Below are 23120 nucleotides of genomic sequence, written 5' to 3'. Positions count from 1 at the left end.
GGGCTCAGCCGATCAGCGAGGCGACCTCGTCGGCGCAGCCCCAGCTCAGTGTGACACCGGCGCCGCCATGGCCGTAGCAGTGGACGATCTCGCCCTCCCGCTCGAGGCGGACCGTCGGCCGGGAGGGCCGCAGCCCGACGTTGTGTCCGAGCACCCGCGCCTGCGCCAGCTCCGGGACCAGGGCGCGCGCCCGGTCGAGGATCGCGTCGGCGGTGGCCCGGGCGACGGTCGTGTCCTCCGCGCCGTGGTCCTCGGTGCCGCCGACCACGATGTCGCGCGAACGCGGCACCACGTAGGTGGGGTTGCGCAGATCGTTGTCGTCGATCCACCAGCGGTCGATGCCCACCTGCTCGAGGTAGACCACCTGGCCGCGGACCGGCGTGAGACTGGTGTCGCCGATCAGCTCGCGCGCGCCGAGCCCCGTCGCGTTGACGACGGTCCCGTCCAGGTCGCCGAGCGAGGCCACGGTCCGCTGCTCGACGGTGCCGCCCAAGGCACGGACGCGCGCGACGAGCCACGGGAGGTAGACCGGCATCTCGATCACCGGCGAGACGAAGCTCCACCCCTCGGCGTACCCGGGGCGGGGGCGGTCGACCCGCTCCACCGACGGGACGGCCGTGGTCCACCACGGCTCGTCGACGCGCTCGCGGAAGATCTCGGTCCCGGGTGTCATGACGACACCGTCGACGCCGCGGGCCGCGAGCACCGTGAATTCGGCGAGCGTCGCCGCGGACCACCCGGTCACCCGGTCGCGCGGCTCGGCCAGGTACGGGTACCAGACGGCGGCGGCCACGGCGGACGTCGTCTCGACGCTCGGCTCCCGCCCGTACACCCGCACGCCGTGCCCCGCCTCGAGCAGCCGCACCGCGCACGACAGTCCGACCACACCCGCACCGACGATCGTCACCTCAGCCATGCGCACAGCCTGTCATGCCGCCCTCACGTCCGTCGCCGCCGTTCGGGAAAGCGGCACCGGTCGTTCACGATTGCAGCGTAGGGTTCGCGGTGACAGCGCTGGACCCGGATCACCCACGACCGAAGGACCCCCATGAGCGAATACGTCGCCGTCATCTCCCTGCCGACCCGTGCCGCCACGTACGAGGAGTACTCGAACATCCGCAACACCGCGAGCACCTACGGGGTGATCTCCGCGGCACTGGTCGAGCGCAACGCCGACGGCACCTACGACATCCCCGAGAACACGGACGGCACCACCGGCACCGGCACCCTCAGCGGCTCGCTCATCGGCATGCTGGTGGGCGTCCTCGGCGGCCCCGTCGGCCTGCTGCTCGGCCTGTCCGTCGGCACCGCCACGGGCGCGCTGGTCGACGTGAGCAACCTCGATGACAGCGACGATGTGATCTCGCTGTTCGCGCAGCAGCTCCCACCCGGCAACAACGCCATCATCGTGCAGACGGAGGAGCCGACCACCGATGCGCTCGACGCGCAGGTGGCGCGCGCCGGCGGCCGCATCGTGCGGCGCCCGCTCGACGAGGTGATCAGCGAGCTCGAGGCGCAGCAGGACGCCGCGGACGCCGCCGCCAAGGCGGCACGTAAGGCGGCGCACGAGCAGAAGAAGCAGGAGCGTCAGGAGAAGAACGAGGACCGGATCGCCGCGCTGAAGGCCAAGTTCAGCCGCGACTGATCACCCAACTCGTTAGGCTCGCCATGTGACTGACTACGAGTTCCTGCAGGCAGCGCCTCCCGGCCCCTCCTTCGAGCGGACCTGGCCCGTGCGGACGGGCGACGTCGACCCCGAGCGCCGGGTCCGGCTCGACGGGATCGCGCGCTACCTGCAGGACATGGCGAACGACGAGATGTTCCACCGCGGTTTCGACGCCACCGACCCGTACTGGCTCGTGCGCCGCAGCATCATCGATGTGCACGAGCCGCTGCACTGGCCGTCGGACGTCACCCTGCTGCGCTGGTGCGAGGCCACCAGTTCGCGCTGGTGCAACATGCGGATCACCCTGCGCGGCAGCGCCGGCGGGCACGTCGAGACCGAGGCCTTCTGGATCCGGTTCAGCGCGGAGTCGGGCATGCCCACGCACATCAGCGACGGCGGCATGGAGTACCTGCAGCAGCACGTCACCGAGACCCGGCTGCGCTGGAAGGCGCTCAACACCGCCACGCCGCCCGAGCCGTCGGCGAGCGACGTCACGGTGCGGCTGCGCGCCACCGACTTCGATCCGTACCAGCACCTCAACAACGCCGCGTACCTGCAGCTCGTCGAGGACGGCCTGAACGGCGATCCCCTGCTCGCGGCGCCGCACCGCGCGATCATCGAGTACCTCGCACCGATCCCCTTGGGGTCGAGCGTGCAGGTGCGTTCGGAGCGCGACGACGCCGGCTACCGGCAGTGGCTCTACCTCCTGGACGCCGACGGTGCGCCCGCCGCCAAACCCGCCTCGGCCGCATCGGTCACCCCGCTCCCGGGCGCGCCCTTCGCGCCGCCGGCGCCGTGGCCGCCGGAGCAGGTCGAGCGGATCGAATGGCAGGCCTGACCGGTCAGCCGGTGCGCACCCGGTCCGCGCGACTGTAGACGTTCATGTGGTCGCCGCGGACGAAGCCGAGCAGCGTCAGCCCGGCCTCGTCGGCGAGCTCGACCGCGAGCGACGACGGCGCCGACACCGCCGACAGCACGGGGATGCCGGCCATCACGGCCTTCTGCACCAGCTCGAAGCTGGCGCGCCCCGAGACCTGCAGCACCGTCCCGCGCAGTGGGAGCCTGCCGTGCAGCAGGGCCCAGCCCATCACCTTGTCGACGGCGTTGTGCCGCCCCACGTCCTCGCGCAGCACCAGCAGCTCGCCGCTCCCGGCGTCGAAGAGGGCGGCGGCGTGCAGGCCGCCCGTCTTCTCGAACACGGCCTGCCCGGCGCGCAGCCGATCCGGGAGGGCGACGATCCGCTCGGGGTCGACGGAGACGGGATCGGCCCGCACGTCGAACCGGGAGACCGTGCGCACCGCGTCGATGCTGGCCTTGCCGCACATCCCGCACGAGCTGGTGGTGTAGAAGTTCCGGGTCACCTCGGGCGATGGCGGGGTGACGCCGGGGGCGAGCGCGACGTCGAGCACGTTGTACTCGTTGATCGCGCCGCCGGTGCCGGGTCCGCCGCAGTGGATCGCGGAGCGGAACTCCTCGGCGGCGGCGATCACCCCCTCGGAGACCAGGAAGCCGGCGGCGAGTTCCACGTCGTGCCCGGGGGTGCGCATGGTGACGGCGAGCGGCGCCCCGGCCACGCGGATCTCGAGCGGTTCCTCGGCCGCCAGGGTGTCGATCCGCCGCGCGGGCTCGGCGCCGACCACCACCCGGACCACCGGCCGCCGCACCGTGATCCGTCCCATGCGCTCGACCGTACACCGGGCCTCCCTGGTGCCGGCCCGGCTAGGACGCGTCCGCCCCGGTCCGGTTGCCCGCCGCGATCTTGTGCGCCTGCAGTTCCTGATCGAGCGCGGTGTCGAGCGCCCGGTCCAGCGCGGCGTGCGCGTTCTCGGTGCCGGCCCGGCGCATCGCGCCGAGCAGGCCGACCGCCCAGGCCACGTCCTCGTCGGTGGCGGGCAGCCAGCCCGGTCCGCGGCGCCGGTCCACCTCGTCGTGGGCGGCGGTCATGAGGATCTCGGCCGCCTCGGCGAGCTTGGCGGCGAACCGCTTCTGCACGTCGATGAGCACGGCCAGGTCCATGCCCTTGTCCACCAGTCGTGCGAGGTTGCCGACGATGTGCGGGTCGGCCGCCTCGTAGCGATCCGGCTCCTCCGTCGCGGCGAGGACGCCCGCGTCGATCAGGCCGGTGAGGGCGGCGTCGTCGAGCGGGCCGAGTCGCGCCTCGAGGTCCTCCCGCTCGAGCACGGGGCGCTTTCCCGTCGCCCAGGGCTCGTCGAGGATCTCGGTCAGGTCCAACGCATCGCCGATGCGGGCACCGGGGTTGGTGAGGAAGGTCGCGATGTGCCCCAGCGTGAAGCCCTTGCTGAGCAGCTTGTTGATAGCCAGGAGGTTCCGCACGTGCTTCTCGGTGTAGATCGCGACGCGGCCGCGACGCAGCGGCTTGGGCAACAAGCCGCGCTCCTGATAGCCCCGGATGTTGCGCGTCGTCGTCCCGGACACCCGGGCCAGGTCGTCGATCCGGTACTCCGTCATGCCCGCATGTTATCCGGCCGCGACGGCGGCATCGGCCCCCTCGTGCACCAGGATGCGGTAGTCCCGCAGGTCGACGGTGCGCAGTTGGCCCACGTACTGCGAGGCGAAGCCCGGGTACATGGTGGCGTTGAAGCCGTCGTCGGTGAGGTACCAGCTGCTGCACCCCGAATTCCACGTCGTCGCGGTGAGCCGCCGCTGGATGTCGCGGTTGTACGCCTCCTGGACGTCGGCGCGCACGTCGAGCGCCTTCCAGCCGCTGCGCAGCAGCTGCGCGATCGCGTCGGTGATGTAGTCGATCTGCGCCTCCATGTAGACCAGCGCGGAGCTGTGCCCGGGGCCGGAGTTCGGCCCGAAGGTCACATAGAGGTTCGGGTAGCCCGAGACGGCGACGCTGCGGTAGGCGTAGGCGCCGCCGCTCCACTCGTCGGCCAGCACGCGGCCGTCGAGCCCGGTGACGGGGATCGGGGAACCGGTCTTGGAGACGTCGAAGCCGGTGGCGAAGACGATGCAGTCGAACTGGTGCTCCACGCCCTCGACGGTGCGGATGCCCTTCGGCGCGATCCGCGCGATCGGCCAGGTCACCAGCTTGCAGTTCTCGCGCTGCAGGGCCGGGTAGTAGTCGCTGGTCATGAGCAGGCGCTTGCAGCCGGCCGCGAAGTCGGGGGTCAGCTGGCGACGCAGCCACGGGTCGCGCACCTGCAGGCGCAGGTGCAGCTTGCTCACCGCCTCGACGACTCGGGTGAGCGGGGTGTTCCAGACGACGCCGAGGGCGACGGATTCGTGGCCCCAGAACCAGAGCGCACGGGCCAGCTGCTGGGCGCCGGGGATCGACCGGTAGAGCGTCTTGGTGAATTCGCCGGTCTCGGTGTTGATCCGGGGCAGCACCCAGCCGGGCGTGCGCTGGAAGACCTTGACGGAGGCGGCCTGCTCGACCAGCTCGGGAACGATCTGGACGGCGCTGGCACCGGTGCCGACGACGGCGACCTTCTTGCCGGTGAAGTCGTAGTCGTGATCCCAGCGGGCGCTGTGGATCTTGTGGCCCTCGTAGTCCTCGATGCCGGTGATGGCGGGGAAGGAGCAGTTCGCGAGCGGGCCGGAGGCGATGATGACGGCGCGGGCGCGCTGCGGCTCGCGGCCCTCGAACGAGATCGTCCACTCCCCCGCGTCCGCGTCGTAGACGACGCCGGTCACGGTGTGCTCGAACCGGATGTGCGGCGCGACGCCGGAGGACTCGACCATCGAGTCGATGTACTGCAGGATCTCGGCACTGCCCGAGTAGGTGTGCGACCAGTCGGGGTTCGGGGCGAAGCTGTAGGAGTACAGGCGCGAGGGGATGTCGCACGCCGCACCGGGATAGGTGTTGTCGCGCCAGGTGCCGCCGACCCGGGTGTCGCGCTCGAAGACGACGTAGTCGTCGATGCCCTTGTCCTGCAGGCGGATGGCGGCGCCGATGCCGGCGAAGCCGGCGCCGATGATGGCTACGGAGATGGTCATGGCTGTGGTTCGTCCTCGTCAGGCGGTGGGCTCGTAGGTCAGTTCCTGCGACCAGGTGGGCGTGCGGTGCACCAGCGGGAAGGGGATCAGCGCGGTCGCCTTGACCAGCGCGTCGGCCGGAACGTGGTAGAGCTTGTTGCCGCGATCGATCACCCGGCTGCCGTGCCAGGCCACCATCCGGAACATGGGCAGCCGCTGGATGTACTCGCTGCGCTCGCCCGCGGCGCGGTAGCGCTTCATCGCGCCGTAGAGCCGCTCCTCGTCGACGCCCATGGCGACGATGTTGTCGCGCATCTTGTTCAGCAGCGGGACGTAGCTGAGGAAGCCGACGAGCAGTGAGGGCTTGATCCAGCCGCCGACGAAGTCGATGGTGCGCTTGCGCAGGTCCGCGTGGCCGAGCATGTCCATGACCTCGAAATCGACTGCCAGGTGGCGGGATTCGTCGGCGTTGATGCGCTTGAACACCTCCTGCGCGATCGGGTCCTTGACCTCGTCGGTGATGAACTTGATCAGGGCCCCGTCGAGGGCCACCTCGAGCATCGGGATGACGGTGCCGAGGAACGAGAGCGACATGCCGTCGGAGTACTGGTCGAGCCAGTTGATCACGAGCTGCACGTTGACGTTCGGCGACGGGATCTCGTCGTCGTCGAGCATGCCCCAGCGGCGCATGAGCGCGAGCTCGGCGTTGGCGTGCTTCTGCTCCTCGGCGTGGAAGTGCTCGTAGATGCTCTTGAGCGTGGGCGTCGGCGCCTTGCGCGCCATGGCGGCGAATCCGCGGGCGCCCACGTTCTCGATCCACATCAGGTCGGAGAGGAAGGGCTTGAGCTTGGCGTGCAGCTCCGGGTCGATGAGCTCGACGCCCGGCGCGTCCCAGTCGATGTCGGCGAGGGACCACTGCCGGTCCTTGATCATCTGGAGCATGTTGTCGAGATCCATGGCCATGGTGGATGTTCCTTTCGGGGGCGGTGCGGCGGGTCCGGTCAGGACGAGGGCAGGATGCGGGTGAGCAGGCCGAGGCCGCGCACGTACGGGGTCGGGAAGTGGCGCTTGAGGTGCCAGATGACGTTCGCGTCGAGCTGCGGGACCACGTAGAGACGGCCGAGGTCGAGCGCGTCGAGGGTCTGCGCCGCGACACCGTCGGGCGAGATCCCGGTGAGCTTCATGAGAGTGCCGGCGAGGTTCTTGCTGCCCTCGGTGATCCGGCCGTCGCGCGCGACGTTGGTCTTGACGAAGGTCGGGCACAGCACGGACACGTTCACGCCCGAGCCCGCGAGCTCGGCCGCGAGCGTCTCCGACAGCGACATCACACCGGCCTTGGAGACGTTGTAGGGCCCCATCGACGGCGCGGCGGCGAAGCCCGCGGCGGAGGCCACGTTGATGATGCCGCCGCGGCCGGCCTCGCGGAGCATGGGCGCGAACAGCTCGCAGCCGTGCACCACGCCCCACAGGTTGATCCCGAGCGCCCAGTTCCAGTCGTCGAGGCCCACATCGCCGACCGGTCGGCCGCCGATGCCCACGCCGGCGTTGTTGACCACCAGCGACGGCGGACCGTCGAAGACGGTGCGGGTGAACGCCGCGAGGGACTCCACGGCGACGCGGTCGGCCACGTCGACGGTGACCGCGTGCGCCGTGCCGCCCCGGGCCTCGATGAGCGCGACGGTCTCCTTCGCGCGGGTCTCGTCGATGTCCGCGCAGACGACCTCGCCGCCGCGGCGGGCGATCTCGAGGGCGAAGGAGCGTCCGATGCCGCTGCCGGCGCCGGTGACGACGGCCTTGGCGCCCTCCGTGATCGGGTCGCGGACGAGGTGGTGCAGCAGGCGGTCGATACCGAACATCAGGAGGCCTCCGAATCCGTGTGCGCGGCGGCCCGGTCGAGCCCCGCGAGGAAATCGCGCACCCGCAGGAGCGCGGCGTCCGCCTCCGGCGCGAGCCGGGGCAGCGCCTGGAAGACGTGCATGAGCCCCGGCCACACCTCGAGCGTGCTGGTGCCGCCGTGCGTGCGGAGCTCCGCGGCGAGGTGGCGGGCGTCGGCGGAGAGCATCTCGGCCCCGCCGGCCTGGATCAGGAAGGGCGGCAGCCGATCCGCGCGCCCGAAGTCGAGCCGCAGGCGGGGGTGGGCGGGGTCCACTCCGTCGGTGTAGAGACCGACCAACCGCCGCGCCGCCGCGGCGGAGATCGCCGGGTCGCGGCGCTCCCGCTCCTGCTCGGCGGCGAGCGCGAAGGTCAGATCGATGAGCGGGGAGAACAGCACGGCGGCGGCGGGCTGCGAGCGGTCGCCGGCGGCGCGGTGCAGGAGCAGGTCGCTGATCAGGTGCCCGCCGGCCGAGTCGCCGGCGATGACGAGGTCGTCGGCGGTGTAGCCCTGCGTGAGCAGCCACTCGAAGCCCGCGGCCACGTCCGCCGCGGCGCACGGGAACGGATGCTCGGGGGCGAGCCGGTAGTCCACGACGAAGACCGGCAGGCCGGTCGCGGCGGACAGGCGGGCGGCGAGGCCGCGGTGGGTGCGCGCGGAGCAGATCACATAGGCGCTGCCGTGCACGTAGTAGATCGCGCGCCGGCCCCGGGTCACGCCGGGCCCGAGCACCCATTCGCCGGGGACGGGCGCCGTGACCGGCGTGACGTCTGTGCCGCGGGGCGTGCCGCCGAGCGTGCCCATGATGGTCGCGACGAGGCCGCGGGCGACCCGCACGCCGACCGGATTCATCGGGATCAGGACGCTCGCGACGCCCAGCCCGTACCGCGTGAGCAGGGCGGCGACGTCGGATCGCGGGGTCGACGCCGACGGGACCGGCGGGGCCGGTGTCGTTGTTCGCATACCCACACACCACCAGCAATCGTGCCAGTTGTCAATGGCACAGTTACCGCGGTAGCGTCCGATCACCCCGACGAAGGAGCAGGACACGTGGCAGCACCGACGCCCGCGCGATCGCGGCCGCTCGAGATCATCGAGGTGATCGAGGAGACCCGCGATGCCGTCTCCGTGGTCTTCGCGCACCCCGCCGACGACGACTTCCATTACCGACCGGGGCAGTTCCTCACCCTCCGCATCCCGGGGACCGACGGCCTCGAGCGCGCCTGGGCGCCGCGCTGCTACTCGCTCTCGAGCTCCCCCGGCCTGGACCGGCACCTGCAGGTCACCGTCAAGCGCACCACGGGCGGCTACGCCTCGAACTGGCTGTGCGACAACGCGAAGCCGGGCATGACGCTCGAATCGCTCCCGCCCGGTGGGCGCTTCACCGTGCGCGACGACCCCGACCACCTGGTGCTCCTCGCGGCCGGCAGCGGCATCACCCCGGTGATGTCGATCCTGCGGGCGACACTTGCGGCCTCGTCCACGCCCGTGCTGCTCGTCTACGCCAACCGGGACCGCGACTCCGTCATCTTCGACGCCGCACTGGCGGATCTGGTCGCCGCACACGGCGATCGACTGCGCGTGGAGCACTGGCTCGAGTCCGAGCGGGGCGTCCCCGACGCCGTGGGCCTGGCCGCGCTGCTGCCGCGCACCGGCGCCGGCGCGTCCGCCTACCTGTGCGGCCCCGCGCCGTTCATGGACTGCGCCGCGGCCGCCGCTGCGAGCGCCGGGATCGGCGCGGACCGCATCCACCGCGAGGCCTACGCGTCGCTGACCGGCGACCCGTTCGACGCCGTCCCCGGTGCTGCGGCCTCCGAGAGGTCCGAGGGTGCGGCGACGGTCACCGTCGAACTGGACGGGGTGAGCAGCACCGTGGCGTGGCCGCGCGAACAGGTCCTGCTGGACGTGCTGCTCGCCGAGGGGTTCGATGCGCCGTACGTGTGCCGCGAGGGCAACTGCGGCGGCTGCGCCTTCACGCTGCGCAGCGGCGAGGTCGAGATGCTGGTCAACGACACCCTCGACGACTACGAGCTCGGCAAGGGCGTGCGCCTGGCCTGCCAGTCCCTCCCCCGCGCCGACGAGCTCACCGTCGAATTCGAGTGACCGCCGGCCGATGATTCCCGGCCCGTGCGCAGGTCAGTACTTCAGGGGCCGCGCACGGCGACCCCGGAGAGGAGACCGCCATGCGGGCGCTCGCGATCACGCAGAACATCACCCTCGATGGGCGCGTCGAGATGCTCGACGACTGGTTCGACCCCACCGCGCAGCCGCCCGACCTGCTCGCTGAGCTGCACCGCCAGGACGCCACCTGCGATGCGGTGCTGCTGGGGCGGCGGACTTTCGAGGACTTCCGCGGGTACTGGCCCGAGCAGCGCGAGGACGCCACCGGCATCACCGATCAGCTGGATGCGGTGACGAAGTACGTGGTGAGCGCGACCCTCGCGGAGCCGGGCTGGCGCAACTCCGTCGTCCTGCGCGACGACCCGATGGCCGCGGTCGCGGCGCTCAAGACGCAGCCGGGCGGCGACATCGTGGCCACCGGCAGCATCAGTCTGTGCCACGCGCTGATCGGGGCCGGCCTCGTGGACGAGTACCGGCTGTTCGTCCACCCCGCGGTGCAGGGGCGCGGGCGCGGACTGTTCCCGGACGGGCACGCCGTCCCCCGGCTGGAACTGCTCGGCGCGCTCACCTTCGCCAACGGGGTGATCGGGACGCGGCACCGCCCGCGCTGACCACCTGGTCTAGTTCGGGCTGACGCCGGCCAACTGCCCCAGGGCAGCCGCGAACAGCGCCGCCTGGATCACGGCGCCCAGGATCGGCAGCCAGAAGGCGGGCCGGCGCAGGACCAGGAGAACGATCGCGACGACCAGACTCACGACGTAGACGAGGACGCCGCAGATGTCGCTGAGGAAGTACGCGTTCTGCAGCTTGCCGTAGTCGCAGCCGGTGGAGCCGCAGGAATCGGTGGCCATCGCCCAGAAGAGGCTGATGTAGAGCAGTGCCACGACGCCGAAGGCGTAGACCGCGAACAGGGCGATGGTCACCACCAGGTCGACGATGCGCCAGGCCGGCCAGCGGTTCGGCGCGTGCGGCGCGGGCGACCCCATCGGCGAGAGGCAAGCCGGCGCAGGAGAGGCGCCGTGCGGCGCGGGAGGACTGTTCCACGCGTGGTTCATGCACCGATCATTGCGCGCGGCGAGGGCACGCGGATCGGTAGCACTGCGCGCAGCGGTGAGGGGAACTACTCATCGCCGCCCGCCCGACTCGGCCCCGGCAACAAGAAAACCCCCTGCGAACAGGGGGTTTTGCTTGTGGCCAGAGCCGGGATCGAACCGGCGACCTACCGCTTTTCAGGCGGTCGCTCGTACCAACTGAGCTACCTGGCCGTGCCGGTAAAACCGTCACCGCCGAGTCCTAAGACTCGGAAGGCGACCCTGACGGGACTCGAACCCGCGACCTCCGCCGTGACAGGGCGGCGCGCTAACCAACTGCGCCACAGGGCCATATGCAATTTTTCGTCTTGCGACGTACCCCCTACGGGATTCGAACCCGCGCTACCGCCTTGAAAGGGCGGCGTCCTAGGCCACTAAACGAAGGGGGCTCGCTTCGGGCGACTTGAAGCCGCTCTCCGCACCGCTTCCGTGTTCCGTTGGGAGCTGGGATAGCTTATGGCACAACCGGCCAACTTCCCAAATCGCCAGGTCAGACATCTATTCTCGCAGCTTCGGCGTCGGCAGGAGCAGGGCGCCCGACGCGGACGCGGGAACCGCCGGGCGCACGGGTGCCACCGCCTCGACCCGGCGGTACGCCTCGCCGAGCGTCGGACGCGGGTCCGCTTCGCCCCGGTTCGGCCAGAAGGACATCGCCCGCTCGGCCTGCGCCGTGATGGTGAGCGACGGGTTCACGCCCGGGTTCGCCGTGATCGCGGAGCCGTCGGCGATGTGCAGCCCCGGGTAGCCGAACACCCGCTGATACGGGTCGATCACGCCCTCCTCGGGCCCCTGCCCGATCACGCAGCCGCCGATGAAGTGCGCCGTCAGCGGGACGCCGAACATGCCCGCCGTGGAACCGCCCGCGGCGCCGCCGATCCGCTGCGCGAGCTCCCGGGTGACCGCGTTGGCCACGGGGATCCAGCTGGGATTGGGCTCCCCCTCGCCCTGCCTGCTCGTCATCCGGGCGAACGGCCCGCGCCGCAACGACGTGGTGATCGAGTTGTCCAGCGCCTGCATCACCAGCACCACGACGGTCTGCTCGGCCCATCGCCGCGGATCGTGCAGGCGCCACGCGCCGCGCAGCCCCAGCTCCCGGTACGCCCGCAGGATGGCGCGCAGCGTGCCCACGCCGGGCTCCGGATCGATGAGCGGCGCGTTCATCAGCGACAGTGCGCCCGAGCCGGTGCCGTACCGGACGAACTCGACGTGGGTGTGATCGTCGGGATGGAACGAGGAGGTGATGGCGACGCCCGGCGTGACGTCCCGGTCCCGCTCGAAGGACCGCGCCCCCAGCACCGCCTCGGAATTCGTGCGGCTGAGCGCCCCCACGCAGCGCGAGAGCCGCGGCAGCGAGCGGCGGCGCAGCCGGTGCAGGAGGTTCTGGGTGTTGAGCGCGTTCCCGGCGAAGACCACCTCGCGCGCGGTGAAGCTGCGCCGCCGCAGGGGATTCCCGGTGGCCCGCGTGCGGATCACGTACCCGCCGTCGGCGGGCCGCACGTCGGTGACGGTGGTCAGCGGGTGCACGACGGCGCCGGCGCCCTCGGCGAGGTGCAGGTAGTTCTTCACGAGCGTGTTCTTGGCTCCGACGCGGCACCCGGTCATGCAGGCACCGCACTCGGTGCAGGTGGTGCGCTCGGGGCCGGCGCCACCGAAGAACGGATCGCCCGCGGGGGCGCCCGGCCGGTCACCGAACAGGACGCCGACATCGGCCGGGTGCAGAGTGTCCGCGACGCCGGCCGCGGCCGCGGACTGCTCGATCAGCTCGTCGGCGGGCGAGCGGCCGCGCCACGTGGTCACCCCGAGCATCCGCTTGGCCTGTGCGTAGTGCGGCGCGAGCTCGTCGCGCCAGTCGGTGACGTGCGCCCACTGCTGATCGGTGAAGAAGCCGTCGAGGGGCTCGTAGAGCGTGTTGGCGTACACCAGCGAGCCGCCGCCCACGCCGGCGCCGCTGGCGATGAGCACGTCCTTGAGCAGGGTGATCCGCATGATCCCGAAGCAGCGCGCCCACGGCGCCCAGAGGAACCGGCGAACGTTCCACGAGGTGCGCGGCAGCTCGTCGTCCGCGAACCGGCGCCCCATCTCGAGGACGCCCACCCGGTACCCCTTCTCGGTCAGCCGGAGCGCGGTGACCGAACCGCCGAAGCCCGAGCCGATCACCACCACGTCGTAATCCACGTCACAGTCGTGTGCCATGCACGCAGCGTAAGCCACTATTGACATAATGACAATAGTGCGTCAGGCTGCCCTGGTGACCCGCACCCGGCTGGACCCCGCAGAGCGCCGCGAACAGATCCTGGCGGCGGCCCGCGTCCTCTACCGCGACCGCCCGTACGAGACGGTCTCGACGAAGGAACTCGCCGACGCGGCGAACGTGAGCCGCAGCCTCGTCAACCACTACTTCGGCGACAAGCGCGCCCTGTTCCTGACGGTGATGCGCGAGGCCGTGGTGATGCCCGTGGCCCCCGCGCCCGAGCTCGGCGATCGCCCCCTGGCCGAGGCGGTCCGCGGCGTCATGGACTGGATCCTGGACGCCGCGGCCACCTTCGGGCAGGACTGGGTGAACACCAGCGGCGGCGTGGACCTGCACGGTCGATCGGACGTCCAGGCGATGGTCGACGAGGCCGACGACCGCGCGGCGCGCCTCGTGCTCGACGCGGTGGGGCTCCCCGACGACGCCCGCCTGCGGGCCCGGCTCCGCCCCGCCGCCGCCCTCACCAAGTCCGCGTGCCGCGAATGGCTCCAACGCGGAACACTGTCCCGCGACGAGGTTCTCGACATCCTGACCGGCACTGTCGTGCACATCCTCGCCCCCTCCGCCGGGGCCGCACCGGAAGGCTCCTGACATGCCCTCGATCGGCATCATCGGCTCCGGCTTCGGCGCGCTCGCCGTCGCCATCACCCTGCTGCAGGACGGTCACGACGACATCCGGCTGTGGGAGCGCTCCGACGGGATCGGCGGGGTCTGGCGCGACAACACCTACCCCGGCGCCGCCTGCGACGTCCCGTCGGCGCTCTACTCCTTCTCCTTCGAGCCGTACACGGGCTGGGAGTCCCGCTACGCCCACCAGCCCCAGATCCTCGCCTACCTGCGGCGGACCGCGGCGAAGTACGGGGTCACGCCCCGGGTGCGCACCGGAGCGACCGTCGTCGGCGCGACCTACGACGAGGCGCACTCGCAGTGGGAGGTCGCGCTCGCGGACGGCACGACCGACCGCGTGGACGTCCTGGTGAGCGCCGTCGGCCAGCTCTCCGATCCGGTGCTGCCGCCGATCCCCGGCATCGACCGGTTCCAGGGCACCGCATTCCACTCCGCCCGCTGGGACCACGCGGCGCCGCTGTCCGGCAAGCGGATCGCCGTGGTCGGCACCGGGGCGAGCGCGACCCAGTTCGTGCCGCACCTGGCCGACCGAACCGCCGAGCTGCTGGTGTTCCAGCGCACCCCGTCGTACATCCTGCCCCGGCCCGACCAGCGCTACGGACGCCTCTACCAGGGCTCCTTCCGTGTCGTGCCCGGCGCGCTGCGGACCGAACGCAACGCCTTCTTCTCGCTCGCCGAACAGTTCTCGCGCGGGCTCGACGACGACACCCGCGCGGGCGAGATCATCCGCGCACTGGCCCTCGCGCACCTGCGGCTGCGCGTGCGCGACCGGGAGCTCCGCGAGGCCCTCACGCCGGACTACCCCGTCGGCTGTCGGCGGATCCTGTTCGCCAACAGCTTCTATCCCGCCCTGACGCGTCCGCACGTCCGGCTGGTCACCGCCGCGGTCGACGAGGTCACCGAGGCCGGGATCGTCGCCGGCGGCGTCCACCACGACGTCGACGCGATCGTCTACGGCACCGGGTTCGACGCGCAGAACTTCCTGTCCGCCATGCGGATCGAGGGAGCGAGGGGACGACTGCTCACCGACGTCTGGGCCGACGGTGCGCGCGCCCACCTCGGCGTGCACGTACCGGGGTTCCCGAACTTCTTCGTCGCCTACGGCCCGAACACCAACCTCGGCGGCGGCTCGATCGTGTACATGCTCGAGGCCCAGGCCCGTCACATCCGCGACGTGCTGCGCCGGATGCGCGAGGGCGGACACCGCAGCGTCACAGTGACATCCGAGGCCGCGGAAGGATTCGATCGGGCGGTGCAGCACCGGCTGGAGCGTTCGGTGTGGGGTCACTGCGAGAGCTGGTACCGCCACCCGTCGGGGCGCATCACGTCGAACTGGCCGGGCAACACCCGCACCTACGCCGACGCCACCGCGCGGCTGAAACCCGAGGAGTTCGCATGGACGTGACCTACCCGCCCGAGCCCTGGCACCTCACCGGGCACTGCCTGATCGGCGTCTTCCTCGTGCCCGCGGCCGCCGCGCCGGCTCCGCCGCTGCCGACGGGCGCCCGCACGCTCACGGTCTTCGGCCGGACCATCGTGGCCACCGCGTTCTTCGTCTACGAACGGCCCAGTCCACTCACCTACAACGAGATCATGAGCACCACGGTGAGCGTGCGCCGCCTGCTGCCCTTCGTGAGCATCCCGTTCATCCAGGTCGACAGCCCGGCCTCACGCGCCGGCGGGCGCGAGCTCTGGGCGATCCCCAAGGAGCTCAACCGGTTCGCGGTGCGACGGCTCGCCGAGTACACCGCGGAGGCCGTCGGCACCGCGCGGCTGCCGCGCCCGCCGCGGTGGGCGCTACCGCCACTGCCGATCGCCTTCCGGCTGCTCCAGGGCGACGACCGGGCCGGGGCGCGGACGCCCGTCGCGGGCCTGGTCCGGGTGCGCCCCGTCCGCGCGAAGTGGGAGTTCGACGGTGCCGGCCCGCTCGCGCACCTGGCCGGCCGCCGACCGCTGCTCTCCGTCGCGGTGCCGCGCTTCCGCCTGCGCTTCGGCGGACGGCGCACGCGGCGCTGGTAGCCGAACTCAGAGCGCGGGCAACCGCATCGCGGCCAGGCGCCGCACGTCGACGATCGACTCCAGGTCCACGATGACCCCGCCGACGACCGTGCACGCCATGAGCGCGAGCGGTCGCCCCGTCGGGCTCCACACCAGAATGCCGGGCGCCCCGTTGACGCTGACGCGGCGCGCCTCGATCTGCGCGCCCTCACCGCGCCGCGCGAGGGCGAGCACCTCGTTCGCGCCGGCCGAGGTGATCCTGCCGCGCGGGGTGTGCCGGGTCCACGTGACGTCGGGGTCCAGCACGGCGAGCAGGGCGTCGAAATCACCGTCGCGGGCGGCCGCGAGGAAGGCGTCGACCACCTCCCGCTGCTGCCGCCGGTCGGCCGCCGGACGCGGCTGCTCCTGCACCCGCCGGCGGGCACGGCTGGCGAGCATCTTCGCGGCGTCCGGGGAGCGGCCGACGATCGGGCCGATCTCCGCGAACGGCACGGCGAACATGTCGTGCAGCACGAACGCCAGCCGCTCCTCGGGCCGCAGGGATTCGAGAACCACCATCATCGCCAGGCCCACCGCGTCGGCGGCCACCGCCGCCTCCTCGGGGCCGTCGACGTCCTCGGTGACGACCGGATCGATCGCGAGCCCGTCGAGATCGGTCTCGGCGCGCGCGGTGCGGCGGCGCAGCACGTCGATGCAGATCCGGCCCACCACCCGGGTGAGCCAGCCGGCGAGGTTGTCGATGGGCGCACCGTCGTACCGGTAGAACCGCAGCCACGCCTCCTGCACCGCGTCCTCGGCCTCGCTCGGTGAGCCCAGCGCCCGCGTGGCGACCGCGAGCAGGCGCGGGCGGTGCTCCTCGAACCGCTCCGCCGAAGTGGGTCGTTCCATCGTCGTTACCTTTCCACGTCGTGATCCGTCATCACAGTGACGAGCCCGACCGGGCGAACGTAACGAGGAAGGAACTGTCATGAACACCGCACTGTGGATCATCACCGGGGTCCTCGCCGCGGGCTTCGCGGCCGGCGGCCTGGCCCTGCTCGCCCTGCCCCGCGAGCGCTACCGTGCGCTGGGCGCGAATCAGCACTGGGTGGACGACTTCGGCGACGGGCACCTCAAGGCCATCGGCGCGATCAAGGCGACCGGCGCGTTCGGGCTGATCCTGCCCCCGCTGGTGGGCGTCGCCGAGGTGCTCTCGCCCCTGGCCGCGTGCGGGCTGGCGCTGTTCATGGCGGGCGCGGCCACCACGCGCTTCCGCCGCAGCGAGTGGGGGTACATGGCCGGCGACGTCGTGTTCATCGCCGCGTTCGCGTTCATCGCCTGGGGCCGCTTCGCCCTGACGCCGTACGGCGGCTGAACCGTTGACCACGCGCTGCGTAAGGAGCACCTCACGCATCGTGTCCGTTGTCGCCGACCCGTGGACCGCCCTCGCCGATCCCGCCCGGACGAGCGAGGTGGAGGTCCGGTTCATCGGGGAAGCGCCGTCGCGCGCCCGGGTCGAGATCGAGCACCGCCACCTCGACCGGCGCGGCGAGGGGTGGCAGCAGGCGGCCGGCGGGGTCGGCAGCGAGGGCGGCTGCGCCGAGGTCGGCGACGGCCCGCACCACCAGTTCCGCGCGTCGCTGCGGAGTCCGGGCCTTGAGCAGGGTGAGGATCACGGCGTAGCGGTCGGACCGGCTCATCGCCTCGAAGGCCGCCGCGGCGCCGGGGACTTCCGCCAGCGCCGCCGCGAGATCGGACGGGGTCTCCGCGATCCGCTGCGATGCGTAGGCGGCGTCCCAGCGCCCGTCCGCTCGCGCGGCGTCACGCTGCGCAAAGCCGGCGGGGCGCACTCTCCCCGCGGCGGCGAGCGTCTCGAACTTGTCGACGTTGATCCGCGACCACGAGCTGGTGCGGCGTCGCGGCGAGTAGCGCTGCAGGAACGAATCGGCGTCGTTCGACTTCCGCTGCCCGTCGATCCAGCCGAAGCAGAGCGCGCCGTCGAGCGCGTCCTCGATCGTCAGCCCCGGAACGGCGGAGTTCCGTCGCGCGATCCGCAGCCACGCCTCGGTCGCGTCGGCGTGGTTGCTCTCGAGCCAGCGCTCCCACTCGCCGACGGTGACGAACTCCAGCACGTCCATGACGGCCCATTCTGCTCAACAGGCCGAAACGTGTCAGCGCATATCGATACTGTGCCTTGATCACCCACGATCGGCCGAATTGGAGAACACGATGACCGATCCTCGTCCCACGGATTTGGACAGAGCACGTGAGAACGTGGGCCGGGCGCTTTCCGGTATCACCGGATTCGCGCGAGCCACATCAGCCCAACTCGCGAGCCAGGCGGGTGAGCTCAAGGACACGGCCTTCAGCACTGTGGAAAAGCTGAACTCAAAGGATGAAGACCCGTACGACCTTGCCGTCGCCGAGTACAACGCCACATATACTGCGATGAGCGATAGCGGTGTCGCACTTCTGCTTGAGCGCCAACGAACTGCCGACGTGATCGACCTCGTGGAGTTCCTCGTCAACAGCATCGCCCGCACGCCCAAGTCCTTCGCAGCAGACTTCGCCGAGATCGAAGTTCACAAGGCGCAGTTCCTCGGTGCGGAGGACTTCGCCCGGAAAGATCTCGAGGCGGCTCGCGCCTCCGCTATCAGCGCCGGCGCCGGATTCAGTGCGGCAGCAGCAGTGGCAGGCATGGCACCGACTGCGGCGATGTGGGCCGCGACCACGTTCGGCACCGCTTCGACGGGCACCGCGATCTCGACCCTGTCGGGCGCGGTCGCAACCAAGGCCGCCTTGGCCTGGCTCGGTGGCGGAGCCGTCGCTGCGGGTGGGGGCGGTACGGCGGCGGGAAGTGCATTGCTCGCACTCGCAGGTCCGATCGGCTGGTCGGTCGCAGGCGCGACCCTGCTCGCTTCGGTGGCCCTGTTCACCAAGAAGAAGTTCGACAACCGAGATTCGAAGCACGATGCCCTGACTTCCGTCAAAGAGAACACGGCCCAGATAAGCCGCATTCACGCGGAGATCGTCGATCTTTTGGATCGGACCTCCAGACTTCGCGGACGACTCGTCGTCTCGTACGGCCAGCGGCTCGAGTTCTACCGCTCGGACTTCGAGGCGCTCGACGCCTCGGACCAAGTGCGACTCGCAGCTCTCGTCAACAACACCAAGGCGAGCGCGGCATTGCTGGCTCAGCACGTCGTCCTAGACGCGAGCGAGGACGACATCGATGCCTGATATCGACGGGGTCGCGAAGAGCGGCCAGGAACAAGCCGTCGCAGCGTGGGTAGACCACCTGAACCGACTGCGTATCGACGCATTGCTCAGCAGTTGGGGTGCACAGGACGACAACCTTCGAGCATCGCTCGCAAGCATCACCGACGCGATGCGCGCCATCAACAGCACGATCATCGACTCGAACCGAGGCGGACTCAAGGGCATGCACGGGTTCATCGCAGAGGCGGCTGAGGTCGGCATCGGTAACGCTCGGAGCCGGATCATAGGCGGCGGCGCTGTCTACAAGTGGGTGAATGACAACGGACCAACGGACTTGGTGCGCAGCGGCGTGGGAATCCAGCAGAAGTTCGTCGCGGCAGGCGGTCGATTCGGCCTGGGCGCCATTGAGGAGCACCTGGCCAAGTATCCGGACTACTTGGACAATGGATTCAAATACCAGATTCCGCGCGACCACTACGACGCAGTGATCCGACTGCACTCAATGTCCCGCGAGGAGGCGAGCCTGCTCACGGGTGGCGGGAGCGATCCGTCGTTCAAGCAATGGGAACGCGTTCAGTCGTTCTTCGAGCGAGGAACCGTCACCATCGACTCCATCGAGCCTTCGCATCTCGACTACGCGCAAGCGCAACGCGGCACTATAGAGACGACACTGCAGGCTGAAGCCGATTTCCTCCGTACGACCGATCGAGCGATCCGCGACGACGCATACCGTCAGAGTCGGCCATCCCTGCGGGGAGGCGCAGCAGCAGCCGCCGCCGGCGCCGCGGCAGAAGGCGGCATGACGTTCGTTCTCGCCGTTGCAGCGAAACGTCGCGAACGGACCAGGTTGCGGGACTTCACAACGGAAGACTGGGTGTCCGTGGCGGGCGAGTCGGGCCTCGGAGTCACCAAGGGCGCCGTTCGCGGAGCAGCCGTGTACGGGCTGAGCAACTTCACGACGACTCCGGCCGCAGCGGCCGGTTCGATGGTGACCGCGGCATTCGGCGTCGCAGACCAGGCGAACAGGCTTCGCCGGGGCGAGATCAATGAGGCGAGGTTCCTCGAGAACGCCGAACTGGTCTGCCTGGAGACCGCTGTGGGCGCCGTGTCCGCTCTCGCCGGACAGGCGTTGATTCCAGTGCCCGTGCTCGGCGCGGTCATCGGTAACACCGTCGGCGCCGTCCTCTACCGGACCGCTTCGTCGGCACTCGCCGCCCGTGAGCGCGCGCTCATCGCGCAATACGAGATCGAGCAGAAGGAACTCGACGACCGGTTGGACGCGGACCACCGCGCCTACGTCGCCGCTCTGGCGACGGCCGCCATCGTTTTTCTGGATCTTCTCGACCGAGCGTTCTCGCCTGATGTCCAGACCGCACTTCTGGGGTCTGTCGAACTCGCTACTCTGTTGGGAGTTCCGCAGGATGACATCCTCGACACGCCAGAGGCCGCCGCTTCGTACTTTCTGGATTGACTAACTGCGTTCACACCGCGTGGTGGGCCCCGTGGGACTCGAACCCACAACCAACGGATTAAAAGTCCGGAGCTCTGCCAATTGAGCTAGAGGCCCTAGCCCGGTCAGTCTAGCGACTGACCGGCGACAGGATATGCACCGGGCCGGATCAGGAAGCCGCGGCGTTGACCATCCAGTGCACGCCGAAGCCGTCGACGCACATGCCGAAGGTGTCACCCCAGGGTGCCTGGACGAACGGGACGGTGACGGAGCCGCTGGCGGAGAGCTTCTCCCACCAGCCGGTCAGCTTCGCGAGATCGTCACCGGAGAGGGAGACGGAGACGTCGTCTCCAACGTTCCGCGGCATCCCGGCGGGCGTATCAGCACACATGAGGGTGAAGCCGTCGGCGGTGGTGAGCTGGCCGTGCATCACCTTGGTGGCCTCGGCGGGGTCGATACCCATCTCGGGCGGCATGCCCTCGAAGGTGGAGATCTCGAGCTCGCCACCGAAGACGTCCCGGTAGAACTCGAGCGCCTCGCGGGCGTTGTCGGAGAAGCTGATGTAGGGGTTCAGGCGTACGGTCATGTGCTGATTCTGCTCCCGATGACCGACAAGTTCACACAGTTCGTCCGGCCGATTCCGCCCGTTCACCCCCGCGACCGCCCTCCCGGGCAGCCTGACGACATGCAGCCGATGCACATCGTCCAGCTGGCGAACTTCTACGGGCCCCGTTCCGGCGGCCTGCGCACCGCCGTCGACCAGTTGGGCGCGGGCTACGTGGACCGCGGCCACGCCGTCACCCTGGTGGTGGCGGGCCGCGCGCACGACGACGAGGTGCTCGACTCCGGGGTCCGCCGCATCACCGTCCCGGGCCGCAAGTTCTTCAAGGTCGAGGGCTACCGTGCCGCGAGCCCCGTCCTCATTCGCCGCCTCCTCCCCCGCCTCGGCGCCGACAGCCTCGAGGTCTCCGATCGCCTCACGCTGCGCGGCATGGGCCCCTGGGCGAAGGCGCACGGCATCGGCTCGATCATGATCAGCCACGAGCGCCTGGACCGGATGATCGAGCTCGGCGCTCCGTCGCGCGTCGCGACCTGGGCCGCCGACGTGGCCAACCTCGGCACCGCCCGCAGCTACGACACCGTCGTCTGCACCACCGCCTTCGCGGGCGAGGAGTTCGCCCGCGTGCAGGCGCCCAACGTCGAGACCGTCCCCCTCGGCGTCGACCTCGCGACCTTCCGGCCGGACCGCGCCACCGCGTCGGCCCGGGAGCGTTGGGCCGACGGTGCCGACGTCCTCCTCGCGCAGTCCTGCCGGCTGTCGATGGAGAAGCACCCCGCGCGCGGGATCGAGATCGTCCGGGCCCTCGTGGCCGACGGTGTCCGCGCCCGCCTCGTGATCGCGGGCGACGGGGCCATGGCCGACGAACTGCGGCGGCAGGCACGCGGCCTGCCGGTCACCTTCACCTGGCACCTCGCGGACCGGGACGCGCTCGCCGACCTCCTGGCGTGCGCCGACGTCGCGATCTGCCCCGGGCCGCACGAGACCTTCGGGCTCAGCGCGATGGAAGCCCTCGCCTCCGGCACTCCGATCGTGGTCTCCCGCAACAGCGCCCTCGCCGCGGTGACCCTCGACGGGTGCGGCCAGCCGGCCGCGGACACCGGCGCCGCGTTCACCGCGGCCGTGCGGTCCGTGCTCGACGGGGACCACCGCGCCGCGGCGCGGGCGTGTGCAGAGCAGTACACGTGGGACCGTGCCGTGGACGCGATGCTGGGCCTGCACCGGGCGACGGCCCAGCGCCGGATGTTCCTGCGCGCCGGGCGATCAGCGCAGCCGGTCGCCCGTCTCCGCGTGGAAGAACAGCGCCTGCTCCGCCGCCGGGACCAGGCCGGTCTCCTCGCCGGCTCGTAGCGTGGTCGCGCGATCGACCCGCGCCACCACGGGCTTGTCCTGCCCCTCGATGCTCACGTAGACCAGCGCCTCGGCGCCGAGCTCCTCCACCAGCGCGACGGTGCCGCGCGCCGCCCCGGGGGTGCCGGGCGCGACCACGTCGAGCCCCTCGGGACGCAGGCCGACGGTCACCGTCGCACCGGATTCGACGGTGCGCGGCACCGGCACGGTCGCGCCCGCGAGGTCCGCGCCCGCGTCGCCGCGGGGCACCGTGAGCAGGTTCATCCCGGGCGAGCCGAGGAAGCCCGCGACGAAGGTGTTGACCGGATCGTCGTACAGCTCGCGCGGCGGCGCCACCTGCTGCAGCAGACCGTCCTTGAGCACCGCGACCCGGTCACCCATCGTCATGGCCTCGACCTGATCGTGCGTGACGTACAGCGTGGTGACGCCGAGCCGGCGCTGCAGCGCGGAGATCTGCGAGCGGGTCGAGACCCGCAGCCGCGCATCGAGGTTCGACAGCGGCTCGTCCATCGCGAACACCTTGGGATGGCGCACGATGGCGCGGCCCATCGCGACGCGCTGGCGCTGACCACCGGACAGGCGCGCGGGCTTGCGGTCGAGCAGTGGCTCCAACTCGAGCATCGCGGCGGCCTCCGCGACCTGCTTGGCCGTGTCCTCCTTGGAGACACCGGCGTTGCGCAGCGCGAAGCCCATGTTCTGCGCCACCGTCATGTTCGGGTAGAGCGCGTAGTTCTGGAAGACCATGGCCACGTCGCGCTTCTTCGGCGAGACCGCCGTGACATCCACATCGTCGATGAGGATCCGCCCGTCGGTGACGGCCTCGAGGCCCGCCAGCGCGCGGAGGCTGGTGGACTTGCCGCAGCCCGACGGGCCGACCAGCACGACGAATTCGCCGTCGGCGATGTCCAGGTCGAGCGAGCTGACCGAGGGCCGCTCGGCGCCCGGGTACTGGACGGTCGCACCGTCGAAACGCACCGTTGCCATGGTCTTCCTG

General features: G+C 70.8%; 24 protein-coding genes and 4 tRNA genes. 11 read left to right on the top strand and 17 right to left on the bottom strand.

What is annotated here, in order from left to right; genetic code table 11:
* Positions 1-4 precede the first annotated feature (4 nt).
* Positions 5-916 carry an FAD-dependent oxidoreductase gene (locus BLQ62_RS05465; RefSeq protein WP_068533162.1) on the bottom strand — a complete coding sequence of 304 codons (912 nt, stop codon included), beginning with the start codon at positions 914-916 and terminating at the stop codon, positions 5-7.
* Between the two features lie 132 nt (positions 917-1048).
* On the opposite strand from BLQ62_RS05465, the gene BLQ62_RS05460 reads away from it, so the two are divergent.
* Positions 1049-1645: a DUF1269 domain-containing protein gene (locus BLQ62_RS05460; protein WP_082756642.1), complete on the top strand. Its 597-nt coding sequence runs from the start codon at positions 1049-1051 to the stop codon at positions 1643-1645.
* A gap of 25 nt (positions 1646-1670) precedes the next feature.
* On the top strand, positions 1671-2504 hold the full coding sequence (locus BLQ62_RS05455; RefSeq protein ID WP_068533167.1) for an acyl-[acyl-carrier-protein] thioesterase: 834 nt from the start codon (positions 1671-1673) through the stop codon (positions 2502-2504).
* A gap of 4 nt (positions 2505-2508) precedes the next feature.
* Here BLQ62_RS05455 and fdhD read toward each other — a convergent pair whose 3' ends face one another.
* Genes fdhD through BLQ62_RS05425 form a run of 6 tightly spaced genes read right to left on the bottom strand, consistent with a single transcriptional unit; the run spans position 2509 to position 8444 of the window.
* Positions 2509-3345, bottom strand: a complete 837-nt coding sequence (gene fdhD / locus BLQ62_RS05450; protein WP_068566813.1) for a formate dehydrogenase accessory sulfurtransferase FdhD — start codon at positions 3343-3345, stop codon at positions 2509-2511.
* Between the two features lie 40 nt (positions 3346-3385).
* A complete protein-coding gene (locus BLQ62_RS05445) occupies positions 3386-4135 on the bottom strand; it encodes a MerR family transcriptional regulator (protein WP_068533171.1) in 750 nt (249 codons plus the stop codon).
* A gap of 9 nt (positions 4136-4144) precedes the next feature.
* On the bottom strand, positions 4145-5629 hold the full coding sequence (locus BLQ62_RS05440; RefSeq protein WP_068566814.1) for a flavin-containing monooxygenase: 1485 nt from the start codon (positions 5627-5629) through the stop codon (positions 4145-4147).
* A gap of 18 nt (positions 5630-5647) precedes the next feature.
* Entirely contained in the window at positions 5648-6571 is a 924-nt protein-coding gene (locus tag BLQ62_RS05435) for a ferritin family protein (protein ID WP_068533175.1), read from the bottom strand.
* 38 nt (positions 6572-6609) lie between these two features.
* Positions 6610-7464 carry an SDR family NAD(P)-dependent oxidoreductase gene (locus BLQ62_RS05430; RefSeq protein WP_170842898.1) on the bottom strand — a complete coding sequence of 285 codons (855 nt, stop codon included), beginning with the start codon at positions 7462-7464 and terminating at the stop codon, positions 6610-6612.
* Positions 7464-8444, bottom strand: coding sequence for an alpha/beta hydrolase (locus BLQ62_RS05425; protein ID WP_068566815.1), 981 nt, complete (start codon positions 8442-8444; stop codon positions 7464-7466). Before BLQ62_RS05425 ends, BLQ62_RS05430 begins: the two co-directional genes overlap by 1 nt.
* A gap of 87 nt (positions 8445-8531) precedes the next feature.
* Here BLQ62_RS05425 and BLQ62_RS05420 point away from each other — a divergent pair, with 87 nt between their 5' ends.
* Positions 8532-9584, top strand: coding sequence for a ferredoxin--NADP reductase (locus BLQ62_RS05420; protein WP_068566816.1), 1053 nt, complete (start codon positions 8532-8534; stop codon positions 9582-9584).
* An 80-nt stretch (positions 9585-9664) separates the two neighbouring features.
* On the top strand, positions 9665-10213 hold the full coding sequence (locus tag BLQ62_RS05415) for a dihydrofolate reductase family protein (protein WP_068566819.1): 549 nt from the start codon (positions 9665-9667) through the stop codon (positions 10211-10213).
* A gap of 9 nt (positions 10214-10222) precedes the next feature.
* Here BLQ62_RS05415 and BLQ62_RS05410 read toward each other — a convergent pair whose 3' ends face one another.
* The 5 genes from BLQ62_RS05410 to BLQ62_RS05390 form a co-directional block, all read right to left on the bottom strand.
* The gene (locus BLQ62_RS05410) at positions 10223-10657 is read right to left on the bottom strand and encodes a DUF6264 family protein (RefSeq protein ID WP_269451325.1); all 435 of its coding nucleotides are present in this window, start codon (positions 10655-10657) and stop codon (positions 10223-10225) included.
* Between the two features lie 136 nt (positions 10658-10793).
* Positions 10794-10867, bottom strand: a tRNA-Phe gene (locus tag BLQ62_RS05405).
* A 43-nt stretch (positions 10868-10910) separates the two neighbouring features.
* Positions 10911-10984: transfer RNA gene (locus tag BLQ62_RS05400), tRNA-Asp, on the bottom strand.
* Between the two features lie 25 nt (positions 10985-11009).
* Positions 11010-11082: transfer RNA gene (locus BLQ62_RS05395), tRNA-Glu, on the bottom strand.
* Between the two features lie 109 nt (positions 11083-11191).
* Positions 11192-12886 (bottom strand): GMC family oxidoreductase, encoded by a 1695-nt coding sequence (locus tag BLQ62_RS05390; protein ID WP_170842897.1) that lies wholly within the window; start codon positions 12884-12886, stop codon positions 11192-11194.
* A gap of 55 nt (positions 12887-12941) precedes the next feature.
* Here BLQ62_RS05390 and BLQ62_RS05385 point away from each other — a divergent pair, with 55 nt between their 5' ends.
* Genes BLQ62_RS05385 through BLQ62_RS05375 form a run of 3 tightly spaced genes read left to right on the top strand, consistent with a single transcriptional unit; the run spans position 12942 to position 15590 of the window.
* Complete coding sequence (locus BLQ62_RS05385; protein WP_068566825.1) at positions 12942-13535, top strand: TetR/AcrR family transcriptional regulator; 594 nt, start codon at positions 12942-12944, stop codon at positions 13533-13535.
* A gap of 1 nt (position 13536) precedes the next feature.
* On the top strand, positions 13537-14976 hold the full coding sequence (locus BLQ62_RS05380; protein WP_068566827.1) for a flavin-containing monooxygenase: 1440 nt from the start codon (positions 13537-13539) through the stop codon (positions 14974-14976).
* The gene (locus BLQ62_RS05375) at positions 14967-15590 is read left to right on the top strand and encodes an acetoacetate decarboxylase family protein (RefSeq protein WP_068566829.1); all 624 of its coding nucleotides are present in this window, start codon (positions 14967-14969) and stop codon (positions 15588-15590) included. Before BLQ62_RS05380 ends, BLQ62_RS05375 begins: the two co-directional genes overlap by 10 nt.
* 6 nt (positions 15591-15596) lie before the next feature.
* On the opposite strand, the gene BLQ62_RS05370 is transcribed toward BLQ62_RS05375, so the two are convergent.
* A complete protein-coding gene (locus tag BLQ62_RS05370) occupies positions 15597-16457 on the bottom strand; it encodes a sigma-70 family RNA polymerase sigma factor (RefSeq protein WP_068566831.1) in 861 nt (286 codons plus the stop codon).
* Between the two features lie 79 nt (positions 16458-16536).
* Between BLQ62_RS05370 and BLQ62_RS05365 the strand changes: the two genes are divergently transcribed.
* A complete protein-coding gene (locus BLQ62_RS05365; protein WP_068566833.1) occupies positions 16537-16923 on the top strand; it encodes a DoxX family protein in 387 nt (128 codons plus the stop codon).
* Positions 16924-16954: 31 nt separating this feature from the next.
* Here the strand turns inward: BLQ62_RS05365 and BLQ62_RS24095 are convergent, their stop codons facing one another.
* Positions 16955-17686: a YdeI/OmpD-associated family protein gene (locus tag BLQ62_RS24095; RefSeq protein ID WP_082756645.1), complete on the bottom strand. Its 732-nt coding sequence runs from the start codon at positions 17684-17686 to the stop codon at positions 16955-16957.
* Positions 17687-17777: 91 nt separating this feature from the next.
* Here BLQ62_RS24095 and BLQ62_RS05355 point away from each other — a divergent pair, with 91 nt between their 5' ends.
* Complete coding sequence (locus BLQ62_RS05355; protein ID WP_068567382.1) at positions 17778-18788, top strand: hypothetical protein; 1011 nt, start codon at positions 17778-17780, stop codon at positions 18786-18788.
* Positions 18781-20238: a hypothetical protein gene (locus tag BLQ62_RS05350; RefSeq protein WP_068566836.1), complete on the top strand. Its 1458-nt coding sequence runs from the start codon at positions 18781-18783 to the stop codon at positions 20236-20238. The genes BLQ62_RS05355 and BLQ62_RS05350 overlap by 8 nt, the downstream gene beginning before the upstream one ends.
* Before the next feature lie 20 nt (positions 20239-20258).
* On the opposite strand, the gene BLQ62_RS05345 is transcribed toward BLQ62_RS05350, so the two are convergent.
* Positions 20259-20334 (bottom strand) — tRNA-Lys (locus BLQ62_RS05345).
* Between the two features lie 52 nt (positions 20335-20386).
* Entirely contained in the window at positions 20387-20803 is a 417-nt protein-coding gene (locus tag BLQ62_RS05340) for a VOC family protein (RefSeq protein WP_068566838.1), read from the bottom strand.
* Positions 20804-20911: 108 nt separating this feature from the next.
* On the opposite strand from BLQ62_RS05340, the gene BLQ62_RS05335 reads away from it, so the two are divergent.
* Positions 20912-22126: a glycosyltransferase gene (locus tag BLQ62_RS05335; protein WP_082756697.1), complete on the top strand. Its 1215-nt coding sequence runs from the start codon at positions 20912-20914 to the stop codon at positions 22124-22126.
* On the opposite strand, the gene BLQ62_RS05330 is transcribed toward BLQ62_RS05335, so the two are convergent.
* Positions 22040-23110 carry an ABC transporter ATP-binding protein gene (locus BLQ62_RS05330; RefSeq protein WP_068566840.1) on the bottom strand — a complete coding sequence of 357 codons (1071 nt, stop codon included), beginning with the start codon at positions 23108-23110 and terminating at the stop codon, positions 22040-22042. The two genes, BLQ62_RS05335 and BLQ62_RS05330, sit on opposite strands and share 87 nt — an antisense overlap.
* Positions 23111-23120 lie beyond the last annotated feature (10 nt).

The sequence above is a fragment of the Tsukamurella pulmonis genome, from assembly GCF_900103175.1.
In the GTDB taxonomy this organism is placed as follows: domain Bacteria; phylum Actinomycetota; class Actinomycetes; order Mycobacteriales; family Mycobacteriaceae; genus Tsukamurella; species Tsukamurella pulmonis.
Note: the sequence above shows the minus strand (reverse complement) of the source record. Positions and strands in the feature narration are given on the sequence as shown.

Excerpts from the sequence above, each read along its gene's own strand:
- BLQ62_RS05465 (WP_068533162.1), bottom strand. The coding sequence starts at position 916 with ATGGCTGAGGTGACGATCGTCGGTGCGGGTGTGGTCGGACTGTCGTGC.
- BLQ62_RS05410 (WP_269451325.1), bottom strand. The coding sequence starts at position 10,657 with ATGAACCACGCGTGGAACAGTCCTCCCGCGCCGCACGGCGCCTCTCCT.
- BLQ62_RS05355 (WP_068567382.1), top strand. The coding sequence starts at position 17,778 with ATGACCGATCCTCGTCCCACGGATTTGGACAGAGCACGTGAGAACGTG.
- BLQ62_RS05435 (WP_068533175.1), bottom strand. The coding sequence starts at position 6,571 with ATGGCCATGGATCTCGACAACATGCTCCAGATGATCAAGGACCGGCAG.
- BLQ62_RS05415 (WP_068566819.1), top strand. The coding sequence starts at position 9,665 with ATGCGGGCGCTCGCGATCACGCAGAACATCACCCTCGATGGGCGCGTC.
- BLQ62_RS05350 (WP_068566836.1), top strand. The coding sequence starts at position 18,781 with ATGCCTGATATCGACGGGGTCGCGAAGAGCGGCCAGGAACAAGCCGTC.
- BLQ62_RS05370 (WP_068566831.1), bottom strand. The coding sequence starts at position 16,457 with ATGGAACGACCCACTTCGGCGGAGCGGTTCGAGGAGCACCGCCCGCGC.
- BLQ62_RS05365 (WP_068566833.1), top strand. The coding sequence starts at position 16,537 with ATGAACACCGCACTGTGGATCATCACCGGGGTCCTCGCCGCGGGCTTC.
- BLQ62_RS05425 (WP_068566815.1), bottom strand. The coding sequence starts at position 8,444 with ATGCGAACAACGACACCGGCCCCGCCGGTCCCGTCGGCGTCGACCCCG.
- BLQ62_RS05390 (WP_170842897.1), bottom strand. The coding sequence starts at position 12,886 with ATGGCACACGACTGTGACGTGGATTACGACGTGGTGGTGATCGGCTCG.
- BLQ62_RS05440 (WP_068566814.1), bottom strand. The coding sequence starts at position 5,629 with ATGACCATCTCCGTAGCCATCATCGGCGCCGGCTTCGCCGGCATCGGC.
- BLQ62_RS05460 (WP_082756642.1), top strand. The coding sequence starts at position 1,049 with ATGAGCGAATACGTCGCCGTCATCTCCCTGCCGACCCGTGCCGCCACG.
- BLQ62_RS05375 (WP_068566829.1), top strand. The coding sequence starts at position 14,967 with ATGGACGTGACCTACCCGCCCGAGCCCTGGCACCTCACCGGGCACTGC.
- BLQ62_RS05380 (WP_068566827.1), top strand. The coding sequence starts at position 13,537 with ATGCCCTCGATCGGCATCATCGGCTCCGGCTTCGGCGCGCTCGCCGTC.
- BLQ62_RS05430 (WP_170842898.1), bottom strand. The coding sequence starts at position 7,464 with ATGTTCGGTATCGACCGCCTGCTGCACCACCTCGTCCGCGACCCGATC.
- fdhD (WP_068566813.1), bottom strand. The coding sequence starts at position 3,345 with ATGGGACGGATCACGGTGCGGCGGCCGGTGGTCCGGGTGGTGGTCGGC.
- BLQ62_RS05335 (WP_082756697.1), top strand. The coding sequence starts at position 20,912 with ATGCACATCGTCCAGCTGGCGAACTTCTACGGGCCCCGTTCCGGCGGC.
- BLQ62_RS05330 (WP_068566840.1), bottom strand. The coding sequence starts at position 23,110 with ATGGCAACGGTGCGTTTCGACGGTGCGACCGTCCAGTACCCGGGCGCC.
- BLQ62_RS05340 (WP_068566838.1), bottom strand. The coding sequence starts at position 20,803 with ATGACCGTACGCCTGAACCCCTACATCAGCTTCTCCGACAACGCCCGC.
- BLQ62_RS05445 (WP_068533171.1), bottom strand. The coding sequence starts at position 4,135 with ATGACGGAGTACCGGATCGACGACCTGGCCCGGGTGTCCGGGACGACG.
- BLQ62_RS24095 (WP_082756645.1), bottom strand. The coding sequence starts at position 17,686 with ATGGACGTGCTGGAGTTCGTCACCGTCGGCGAGTGGGAGCGCTGGCTC.